At 42.0% G+C, this 10,445-nt stretch carries 9 protein-coding genes; 3 read left to right on the top strand and 6 right to left on the bottom strand.

Annotated features, from left to right (window positions below):
* Positions 1 to 221: 221 nt before the first annotated feature.
* The 5 genes from ACVBJC_RS13990 to ACVBJC_RS13970 form a co-directional block, all read right to left on the bottom strand.
* Complete coding sequence (locus ACVBJC_RS13990) at positions 222 to 842, bottom strand: LysE family translocator (protein ID WP_447161377.1); 621 nt, start codon at positions 840 to 842, stop codon at positions 222 to 224.
* Between the two features lie 815 nt (positions 843 to 1,657).
* The gene (locus ACVBJC_RS13985) at positions 1,658 to 2,449 is read right to left on the bottom strand and encodes a ubiquinol-cytochrome C chaperone family protein (RefSeq protein ID WP_447161376.1); all 792 of its coding nucleotides are present in this window, start codon (positions 2,447 to 2,449) and stop codon (positions 1,658 to 1,660) included.
* A gap of 10 nt (positions 2,450 to 2,459) precedes the next feature.
* Positions 2,460 to 2,735: a hypothetical protein gene (locus tag ACVBJC_RS13980; protein WP_447161375.1), complete on the bottom strand. Its 276-nt coding sequence runs from the start codon at positions 2,733 to 2,735 to the stop codon at positions 2,460 to 2,462.
* Between the two features lie 862 nt (positions 2,736 to 3,597).
* Positions 3,598 to 4,638, bottom strand: a complete 1,041-nt coding sequence (gene hppD, locus ACVBJC_RS13975; protein ID WP_447161374.1) for a 4-hydroxyphenylpyruvate dioxygenase — start codon at positions 4,636 to 4,638, stop codon at positions 3,598 to 3,600.
* A 73-nt stretch (positions 4,639 to 4,711) separates the two neighbouring features.
* Positions 4,712 to 5,872, bottom strand: coding sequence for a homogentisate 1,2-dioxygenase (locus tag ACVBJC_RS13970; RefSeq protein ID WP_447161373.1), 1,161 nt, complete (start codon positions 5,870 to 5,872; stop codon positions 4,712 to 4,714).
* A 151-nt stretch (positions 5,873 to 6,023) separates the two neighbouring features.
* Here ACVBJC_RS13970 and ACVBJC_RS13965 point away from each other — a divergent pair, with 151 nt between their 5' ends.
* Positions 6,024 to 6,923: a LysR family transcriptional regulator gene (locus tag ACVBJC_RS13965; protein ID WP_447161372.1), complete on the top strand. Its 900-nt coding sequence runs from the start codon at positions 6,024 to 6,026 to the stop codon at positions 6,921 to 6,923.
* Between the two features lie 399 nt (positions 6,924 to 7,322).
* Entirely contained in the window at positions 7,323 to 7,682 is a 360-nt protein-coding gene (locus ACVBJC_RS13960) for a DUF6508 domain-containing protein (protein WP_447161371.1), read from the top strand.
* Between the two features lie 102 nt (positions 7,683 to 7,784).
* Here the strand turns inward: ACVBJC_RS13960 and ACVBJC_RS13955 are convergent, their stop codons facing one another.
* Entirely contained in the window at positions 7,785 to 8,777 is a 993-nt protein-coding gene (locus tag ACVBJC_RS13955) for a cytochrome-c peroxidase (RefSeq protein ID WP_447161370.1), read from the bottom strand.
* A 631-nt stretch (positions 8,778 to 9,408) separates the two neighbouring features.
* Between ACVBJC_RS13955 and ACVBJC_RS13950 the strand changes: the two genes are divergently transcribed.
* On the top strand, positions 9,409 to 10,122 hold the full coding sequence (locus ACVBJC_RS13950; protein WP_447161382.1) for a substrate-binding periplasmic protein: 714 nt from the start codon (positions 9,409 to 9,411) through the stop codon (positions 10,120 to 10,122).
* The last annotated feature ends 323 nt before the right edge of the window (positions 10,123 to 10,445 follow it).

Here is a 10,445-nt window from a genome sequence, read left to right as displayed (position 1 = left end):
CCCCAGAACAGTAAAACCAAGGCCTCAACGGTATGCCAAAAATAAAAATGCCGTTCACCTTAAGTGAACGGCATTAGAGCCTAACGAGGCTCTGTTTTATCACAATTGAAAGCGACGGCTATGGCTGAGTCTGCTATTGCTAATGGCGAACTAAGCATGAACTCAGCGCCAACTAATCATGAACTCACGCCAGCTAAGCGCTAGCTAATACCAACTAAGCATTAGCCAAGCGCTAACCAGAGGCCCACACCTATCATCAGGCTACCTGCAATACGGTTCATCCATTTTATGTTATCACCGCGGCTTAAGAATATTCTTAAGCTTTTTCCACCTGCGGCGTAAGCCATCATACTGGTTAATTCGGTAAATAGAATAATGCTGACTAGCGCCAAAAGTTGCGGCGCGACTTCATGCTCAACACTAATAAATGGCGGCAGTAATGACACCATAAACGCCCAGCCCTTAGGATTAGCGATTGCGGTAAAAAAGCCTTGAGAGATAAGTTCAAGGTTACTGACGCTAGATGTTTGTTGACCTTCAACAATCGCCATCTTTCCCCTTGAACGCCACATATTAATGCCGATGTAGACCAAATAGAGTCCGCCAGCCCATTTAAGAATTGAAAACAGTTCAGGGTAGTTAAGCATGATGCTGGCAACGCCCATGACTGCAGCGACGGCCACCAAGGCGACGCCGACAAGCTCACCAAGCATCATCCATAGCGTGCGGCGAAAGCCAATACTCATGCCTAAAGTCATGGCAAGAGTCATGCACATTCCCGGGGTAATGGAGACAAAAAAGAAGGTCGGTAAAAACACGGCTAATAAAGTTAAATCTGGCATTATTTAATTCAAATCGAGATTAATCGAGCATGGATAGAAAAAGGTGGCACAGTGTAGAGAATAAACGCGAGTTAGGGTAGAGCTGAGAGCATAAAAACCAGTCGGTGAGCTAGTTTTTAGTCATATAAAATAGCGCTCCTAAGCACGTACGGTTTAGCCAGCATTAGCTGGCTCTTTTGAATTCAATCTGTCAGCGCCCAAAACAAAGATCTTTAGAACTGAGATTTTTTGGTTTGTGTTACCAAATAGCGAATTCTGGATCGTAGCTTTAGAGTTATCAATCGCCTGCAGCGGGTGCTGGACAGGACGTCCGAATGTCGTGATCACATGGATGTGAAGGAACGACCTTATGTGCAGACACTGCCGTGACACGCAACAAGTCCATCCTTGGAAGCTCGGCCATGACGTCCATGTCATGGACGGTCACGGCCGTATCTACACCGGATAATTGGTACTTACATTTGGGCTTTAATTGTTCGGCTTACAACTTGGAAATGCCCCTTTATCAGTTTCAGATGATGAGCTGCACAGATAAACAATAAGCCTGTTGACCTACTTTTGCTAATCGATAAGTGACAGTTACTGACTACTTGAAATAAGGCATCAATATCAATGCTCACTTTTACCAAAGCAAAAATCAGCTCAAAACGCATCGATAAATGTTCTTGTTCAACTTTGTCGAGTGACAAACTAAGGTGCTGCAAGGGGGAATCAACGCCTTACATCGGTATTCTAATGGGATTATAGCCGAGACGCAGAATAATAACGTCTCGGCTTTCGGAGTGTAGGTGTCAATTACAAACTCCGATATGTATTTATGCTGCTGTAGCTTCACCACACTCGGGGCAAAATTTCATTGTAGTATCAGGCAATACAGCCTCGCACTTATTACAATTTAGAGAATTAAGTTTTTTTCTTAACATCGCGACGTGGATAACACATGGGATTGTTACTTTATATGCAGGGCCTGCAATATCTATCGCAGTCCATAATCCTGTGATTGCCCAGCCGATTGGTCCTGTTAAAATTGCCGCAGCTCTCATTAAGGCAGCATTAGTTGCAAGCATTAAACCTTTGCCCAATATTAATCTTGCAATTTGGTTAGCAATCATTAGCGTTAATTGATATGAGTAAAAGCCACCAGCTCTAAAGATGCTAATAAAAGTTGCAGTTGCAACCCCTCCTTTGCTTAGGCCTCCTTTACCTCCCATTTCAGCAAGTAATTTTTCCTTGTCTTCAGTGGACATATGGTCTAATGCAGCAGTAAGAATAGTCTCAAGTATTGAGTTTTCAATATCTTCAGTAGACTTGTTTTTATTGTAAGGAGCCTTCATTTTATCAGCTACATCGCAAACTATTTCATGATAAGAAGGACCTTCACCTCTCCATACATTTGCAAATGAATTTCCTCCCATATCTCTAATTTCTCTCGCAATTAAATCAGCATAATTTGAGTGTTTTGGTTCATGTGTTTTGTATGCATCATGTCCAGTAAGATCTTCTGAAATCTTATCACTCAGATATGCAACTAAGGTTCCCAAATCTTCGTCTGAAGCAATTTCTAATACCGGGTTTAAATTTTTGTCAAATATCGATGTATTTTTCATTTTGTAACCTTTATTTTTCGTAAGTTAAATATTTAGAAACAATTTTATTTATGTATAAACGAGTAGATAATTCAGTAGTGGGGAACACTGTCTCTGATGTTTTTGCAATTAAATTTATAAACTCTTTAGTAATTTTTCCTTCTCTAGCAAGTTTTTGAATAGATAAAGCAATTCTAATTCGCTCATCAAACTCACCAGCATCTCCCCGAACTAAAAGGTTTTTTTGTGCTTCTGCTTTCAATTTAGCTCTTCTTTTTCTTTGCCTTTCAGCATCAGACATAGCCATAAAACCCTCCGTGACTGTCACGATTTAATGACAATAGTCCGTTACTGTCATGTGAGCAAGTATTTATGTTAATTATTATTGCTCAACAGGTGGAGTTCATATACGGGTAGCCGGAGGTTCCACACCACCCTGCATGTATCTCCGCACACGACTAAATGGATTTAGGAGGTAGGGCGAAGCAGGATGCCAGAGCCGAGGGCGTTTCATTTAGAACGGCTAACTAAGCTTTCTGGTTAGCTTCTTGTTTCGAGAGTTAACTGCGATCCATCCATCTCTTAGTGAACATAAACCCACTTTCTTAAGATATTCATTACTAACGATAATGTGAAGTGTGAGTTATAGAGTTTAAGCACTAACAAGCTTTTGTCCAAAAACGAGCTAGAGCTTTAGCCGTAACTCTAAACATTAAAGATTATGCTGTTCCAACTCGGTGTAGATACAGCTGAGACCGTCGAAAACATGGATGTTTTCGTTGAGCTCACATGGACGTGCTTGCAGCGAGTCTCAGAAGTGTCTGCACATGCGCTGGCCGCAGGCCATTGGAACCACTTTTGTTGGATGCCACTCTTAACCAAAATATATCGAGTCTTTTGGGGCTTTGTAATCAAACGAAGTTTGATATCGCTGTAAGGGCTAGTCGAGCTGTAAGCTCCAACTGACTTTTGTCCAGAAACGAGTTAGCGAACGCTGAAAGTATCGTATAAGCATAACTTTTTTAAAAGCATTAATCTCACCCCGTAGCGCTTCGCTTTCACGAAGAACACGGAGGTAAAGCTCAAGCGCTTAAACGGCTTGAGCAGTTACCTTTGTGCGTACTCTTAGCGTCTTTGATGGTGAGACGAGTGCTAAATCATTCTTCTATTTACAGCACGCCGCGTCGTTTTTGGTCACGCTCTATCGACTCAAACAGTGCGGTAAAGTTGCCTTCACCAAATCCTAAATTGTTTTTACGCTGGATGATCTCGATAAAAATTGGCCCAAATAGGTTTTTAGTGAAAATTTGCAGTAGATAACCGTCTTCGTCACCGTCGACTAAAATCTGATGATGCTTAATTCGTTCACGATCCTCGGTAACCTGAGGCAATTTTTCAAAGATGGTATCGTAATATTCAGGAATGATATCTAAGGTCTGAATAGAGGTGCCTTCCATCGCGTCGAGTGAGCCCACAATATCACGGCTTCTAAAGGCAAGGTGTTGTACACCCGGGCCATCATACTCGCGTAGGTATTCGTCGATTTGGTTTTTATCGCTACCTTTACCTTCATTGATTGGAATACAGAAACTGCCATCTGGCGAACGCAGAGCATATGAGATAAGCGCTGTTTGTGAGCCTTTAATGTCGAAGTAGCGTACTTCAGTAAAACCAAAAATGTCTTTATAGAAATTTGACCAGTGCTCCATGGTGCCTTTGTAGACATTATTGGTGAGGTGGTCGACTTCGATAAAGCCTTTCTCCTGAACAATGACTTGTTCGTCCAAATCCTCAAAATCGGTGGCATAGATATTGTCGGTTTCACCAAAGGTGTCGATGAAATAGATAAGGCTATCGCCAATGCCGTAAATTGCGGGATAAGGCATGTCTTTGGCTGCATCGTCAGCAGGTTTAGCGCCACGAGCAACCGCACCTTCAAAAGCTAATTGGGCGTCTTCAACGCGCCAGCCCATTGAGCAAATTGCTGGGCCATGGCTTTTAGCAAATTCGGCAGAAAAACCTTTACGTTCGGTATTCAACAGAAAGTTAATGTCATTTTGTTTGTAGTACAAAATCTCTTTAGATTTTGACTTTTTCAGCAATGAAAAACCGAAATCAATAAAGACCTGATGCATATAGTCTTGTTCAGGTGTGGCAAACTCGGTGAATTCGATGCCGAGTAAGCCTAGTGGGTTTTGTTCGCTTGCCATTGTAATGTCCTCTGTCAATTTGATGCTACATACCAGCCACTCTATTGGTGGCCTTAATTCATGAACTATCGCGTTAGCTTTCAATCCAAGAACGGTTGTAGTCGTTGCTCATGCAATGCTTTACATGTTCCGTTAGTTTGAGTGGGGCGAAGGTATCGACCATCACTGCGTATTCGTAGGTTTCGGTTTTACCAATAGAGGCTTCAGTACGGCCTGGTTGAGGTCCGTGAGGCACGCCTTTTTGGTGTAGTGTCATATAACCCGCTTCAATGCCTGTACGGCTCATAAAGTCGCCATCGACGTAATAGAGCACTTCATCACTGTCGATATTGCTGTGATAGTAAGGTGCAGGTATAGACTGGGGGTGAAAGTCGTACGGGCGTGGTACAAAATTGCAGATAACAAAGTTGTGTGCGGTAAATACGAGGTGGTCCGATGGTGGCAGGTGGATTTTACCCACTTTAGGGGCGTATTCCTGGATATTAAAGGCCCATGGGTACACACAGCCGTCCCAGCCGACTAAATCAAATGGGTGCCATTCAAGTGATGTCAGTTGATACTTATCACCAAATTTACACACTAACGGGAAGTCGCCTTGCTCTACGATGGCTTCTTGTAACTCGGGCGTGCGGATATCCCGCTCACAGTAGGGAGCCGATTCAAGCATCTGGCCGTATTCGTTACGAAAATGCTTTGGCACCTCAACCATGGTTGATGACTCAATAACAAACAGTCTTACATTGCTGTAATCATCGAATTTTAACTGATAAGTTGTGCCGCGAGGGATCACTAGGTAGTCCCACTTTTTAACGCTAAGTGCGCCATACTCACTATAGAGTGTACCTTCACCTTCATGAACAAATACCACTTCGTCTGCATAGGCATTACGATAAAACTCGCAGGTATCTTCAGTAACATTTGCCGTGTACATGGCCACATCATTATTAAAGAAGATTTTATTGCGGCTATTAAAAAAATTACCACAGCAGTCTGCTAACTTTGTGTCGAGTTTATAGTTCTGTACTAATGAGTCTTGCCAGTCTTCGCCATGAGATAGCATGTAAGGGCTAACAGCAAGCGCCTTGGTCGGCATATTGTGGTGATACTTATTCGAGTAGATATTGGAAAAGCCATGAGTGGAGAACAACTCTTCACGGTAGAGTTCTCCATTGTCTTTTTTGAATGTGATATGTCGCTTAGCGGGAATAGTTCCTTGCTTCACATAAAATGGCATAGTTGCTTTTCCTTCAGTGTGCTCACGCACTTATTGATAATGTGATCTAGCTTCAATTTAGTTGCTTGAACAAACAAAAAAAAGAATAATAATTGGCTCAAGACTATCTAAATATTAGATGGTATATTTTGATTTACGCAAAGGAAGCAATATGCGAATCGATGTTGATGCGTTTAAAGTACTGCAGGTTTTAGTCGAAGAGGGCAGCTTTGCTAAGGCTGCAGAGCGTTTACATAAGGCTCAGTCTGCAGTGAGTTACCAGGTTAAAAAGCTTGAGCAACACCTTGGCGTAAATCTTTTTTGTCGCGACCAGTATCGAGCAGAATTAACACCTGAGGGCAAAGTTATCTTGGCTGAAGGGCAAAGGTTACTGCAGTACCTTGCCAATATTGAGCATTTAGCGAGTCGCTTTAGTGAAGGCTGGGAGCCTAAACTTGAGATTGTTATCGACGGCGCTTTGCCAATGAAACCTATTATGCGCGCGTTAAAACGTCTTGCTGAGTTACAGATCCCTACCAAAGTCCAGCTCAACATGGAGTTTCTAGGCGGCGTACAGGATAGGTTTGAGCGCGACAGTGCCGATTTAATGTTGGTGAAAGATTATCGAACGGGGCCAAGTTATCGGCCGCAAGCCTTACCTGATATTACTAGTGTTTTAGTTGTTGCTGCAGACCATCTATTGGCAAATGAGAAAAAACTGAGTCTGTTTGAGCTACAACAGCACGTAGAATTAACCATTGAAGACTCCTCATCAGATAAACACTATCGAGATGAACTGCAGTTTGGTGGCGATAAAGTGTTTTATCTCTCAGGGTTTATTATGAAAAAAAATGCACTGTTAATGGGCTTAGGTTTTGGCTGGATGCCTGACTTTTTGATTGAATCGGAGCTTAAAAGCGGTGAACTGGTAGAAGTGGATTTTAATGGGGGGAATCGTTACAGCTTTACTCCTCAGCTAGTGTCGACCATGGAGCGACCGCTTGGCCGAGCAGGGCGCTTATTTACCGACCTGATTATGGAAGAGTTTGCTTGTGAAAAACATCACATCTAATGATTGGGATCACGTTAACTGACCTGATTGCAGAATGAATAGATAAATGCAGATTATCGGTAGCGTTTTGCACTCAACACACGTTTGTATTTGGCTGCAGTAAAAAGCTTTATTGGCTATCGAACTCATTCGCTAGTACATGCAGGTTAGGTTTGCTACAGATTAAATTATTGATTTATTTTGGTATTTAAGTGGCATTTAAGCGGTTTTGTCGTGGTGTGACGTTAAGTTTGGGTTCAGTTTACTTAGATTAGAATAACCTTCATCGAACTTGGTACAGCATATGCAACGTTAAAGACATCGCCTTTCGGGCTGGTATTTAACGTAATGCCATGCAAGTAGCTATGCAAACATTTATGTAAAAATTTATGCAAATAGCTATGTTAGTTGGAGGTTTAAATGAAGAGCTCAATTTTGCAAGGTTACCTAGCGAGCCTATATTCCAAGTATGCAACGGATCTAAAACTCGGTGTTCACTATGTTTCCGATCTGCGTTTACAAGAGTTTGTGGCAGATCTCGAAGCCGACGGTATCTTGTTAACGTCATTTGATTGGGCTGAGTGGTATCAAAACAGCTATATGGTCGACAGGCCAGAGTGTATTGCTGACGCATCATTTTACGAATGCCAGCTATTGTTAACGGCAATGGCGCGTATCGATAGCTTTAGTCCTGGTATTTTAAGTAATATGCGTTGCCAAGGCGTATTAATTGCCATTGTAGAACGTTTCCAAAGTTTGAATTATCAAGCAGCGGTGTAATTCCAATTGCTAAAAGGATAAATCAAGATATTAAAAGAGCCGCATTAAGCGGCTCTTGTTATTCTAGTTACTCTTGTTGCTCTTAACAGAACAAGGGAGAAATTAGCCCTCGAAAGGCACAGGCCTTGGGGTGTTTGTATTCGATGGCGGTAAAATAGGTAGCACGATTTGTGGCTGCTCACCTGTCAGTGAATTTAAGAATGCCACCATCTCTTTAACTTCTTTATCAGACAGCTTTTGACCTAGTTGAATATCAGCCATGGTGTTAACTGCTTCTTCAAGTTCCCAAACACTGCCATCGTGGAAGTACGGGTAGGTAAGTTCGATATTACGTAGTGTTGGTACCTTAAATACAAACTTATCAGCTTCTTTGCCTGTTACAGCCTTTCTGCCTTCAGCTGGGTTATCGGTATGGAATGGTTTAACAAGACCCATTTTCATATACATAGTGCCGCCAACAGCAGGACCGTTGTGACAGCTTACACAGCCTTTATCTTTAAATAACTGGTAACCGGCTTTTGCTTGCTCGCTAATCGCGTCTTTATCACCCTGAAGGTATAGATCGAATGGCGCGTTTGGCGTGACTAAGGTTTTTTCAAATTCTGCTATCGCATCGGTGATCATATCCATGCTGATAGTTTTTGAGTCATAGACGGTTTCAAAGCGTGCTTGGTATGCAGGCATAGAGCGTACGGTATCGACTGCAAGTTCATGGGTAAAGCCCATCTCTTTAGGGTTAGCGATTGGGCCCGCAGCTTGCTCTTTAAGATCTTTCGCTCTGCCATCCCAAAATTGTGCTAGTCCATATTCGGCGTTTAGAACAGTAGGCGAGTTGATTGGACCTTCTTGCCAGTTGTGACCAATTGATGTTGGTAACGCATCAACGCCGCCAGTAGATAAGTTGTGGCATGAATTACATGAAATAAAGCCTGATTTAGATAATCTTGGTTCGAAGAATAACATCTTACCGAGCTCAACTTTTTCAGGGTTTGTTATAACCGCCGCAGGAATGATTTCAATGGGCTCACTGGATGCATTTGAGCTAACAGACAAAGTAGAAAGAAGAGCGATAGAGAGCAAACTAAGCTTATTCATTTTAGCCTCAATTAAACATTACATTTTATAGGGTTAATTTAAGAGGCGATAATAATGTAGTTTTATAAAATAAGGTAACGCTTTGTTTCGATTAGGACTATCGTTGATTTGGATTGATAATTTGAGAGGTTGGTCGCAGACAGACTACCTAATGTTAGGTAGGTTTAGTAGTTCTTCATCTGATTGTGTTGATTTTAATTTTCGGGCGACCCTAATAACAGCTAAAACCGTTTAACCTTCACCACTGTTTTACGGCTTTTTATTTTAATTCCCCATTAAAACCTTTCTATCGCATCTGCGACGGCGCTGATTTCAATACGACTGACGCTGTTTTAGACTGACGCTGTTTGAGATAGGGTCTATTTTGATAGAGGCTGTGCTAGATAGGGCCTATCTTAGCCTGGAAGGCTAGATTTTTGGCGTTATTGTGGGGATTGACTAAAATCTTGGATAGGTTTAAAAACGCGGTCATCGGACTCTTCGCTTTGAAAAGTAGCTTTGAACAGCAGCTTTGAGTACAGGTGTGTGGCGTTGAATATAGAAAAGGCAAGGTGTGAAAACGAGTCTTTGCGTTTTGAGATACAAGAGCACGGCTTGGGCAGGCTTTTTTAAAAGGCAGGCTAAAGCTGCTGTGTGCCTATTGGCTTTATGCTGTGCCGGTGGAGCTTATGCCGATACCCTGTATTTGACTTCTGTTCATTGGCCGCCTTTCTCGGGAGGGCAATTAAAACATCAAGGCGCATGTATTGCTGTGACTCGAGCGGCGCTAAAAGCGGTAGGCCATAATGTTGTTGTAGATTTCTACCCATGGAGTCGAGCGGTGAGAATGGCATCACGTAATAATTCTAAGTACCTTGGTTACCTTCCTGAATATGCATATCCAACAGATAAGTTTGTTTTTTCTGAGTCTATGGGGCGAAGTGGCTTAGGTTTAGTAGAGCAAAAGTCCCATCCTATCAGCTGGACGCAGCAGAGCGACTTGAATCACTATACTATCGGAGTGGTTGAAGGTTATGTCAATACTCCAGAACTGGATGGGATGATGGCACAAGGAGTGCAGCCTTTTGAGGCGGTGGCATCGGATCAACATAATGTGAACAAGGTGGTTACTGGTCGAATCGACGGTGCGATAATTGATGAGCATGTTCTGCAGTATATTTTGGCGCAACCGAATATGAAGGCGCTAAAGCATAAACTGCAATTTAATAAGAAGCTTTTGACCTATAAAGAGTTATTTATCGCATTTAAAAATAATGAAGCGGGGCGTAAGTGGCGTGAGCGATTTAATCAAGGTCTTAGCAAAATTGATGTGAAGGCTATTCTAGAAAAAAATATGGTTCAGTGATGTTATTTATCTGAGTTAACCGGTATGAAACCTCAAGTCTTTTTCTCCCCAAATCGTCTTTATTAAAATACTTATTTATTAAAAACTGTCTTTATTAAAAGTCTTCTTTATCAAACTATCAATGAGAACAAATGAAATCAGCGACTTTTGGGCCACATCGCTGAGCAGTTAGCTCCTACATGATGAATGATATTGAGCGAAATCAAAGCCTGACAGGTTCGCCTTGAATGCGTAAAAGCTTGCTCAATATTATTGAGCAAGCTTAGTTAACTTTTTTCATTAGTTAACTGATTACACAAGATAAGCATTCAAGATAGATTTGA

This window comes from Shewanella sp. 0m-6, assembly GCF_052977325.1.
This window is presented reverse-complemented; position numbering and strand designations above follow the sequence as displayed.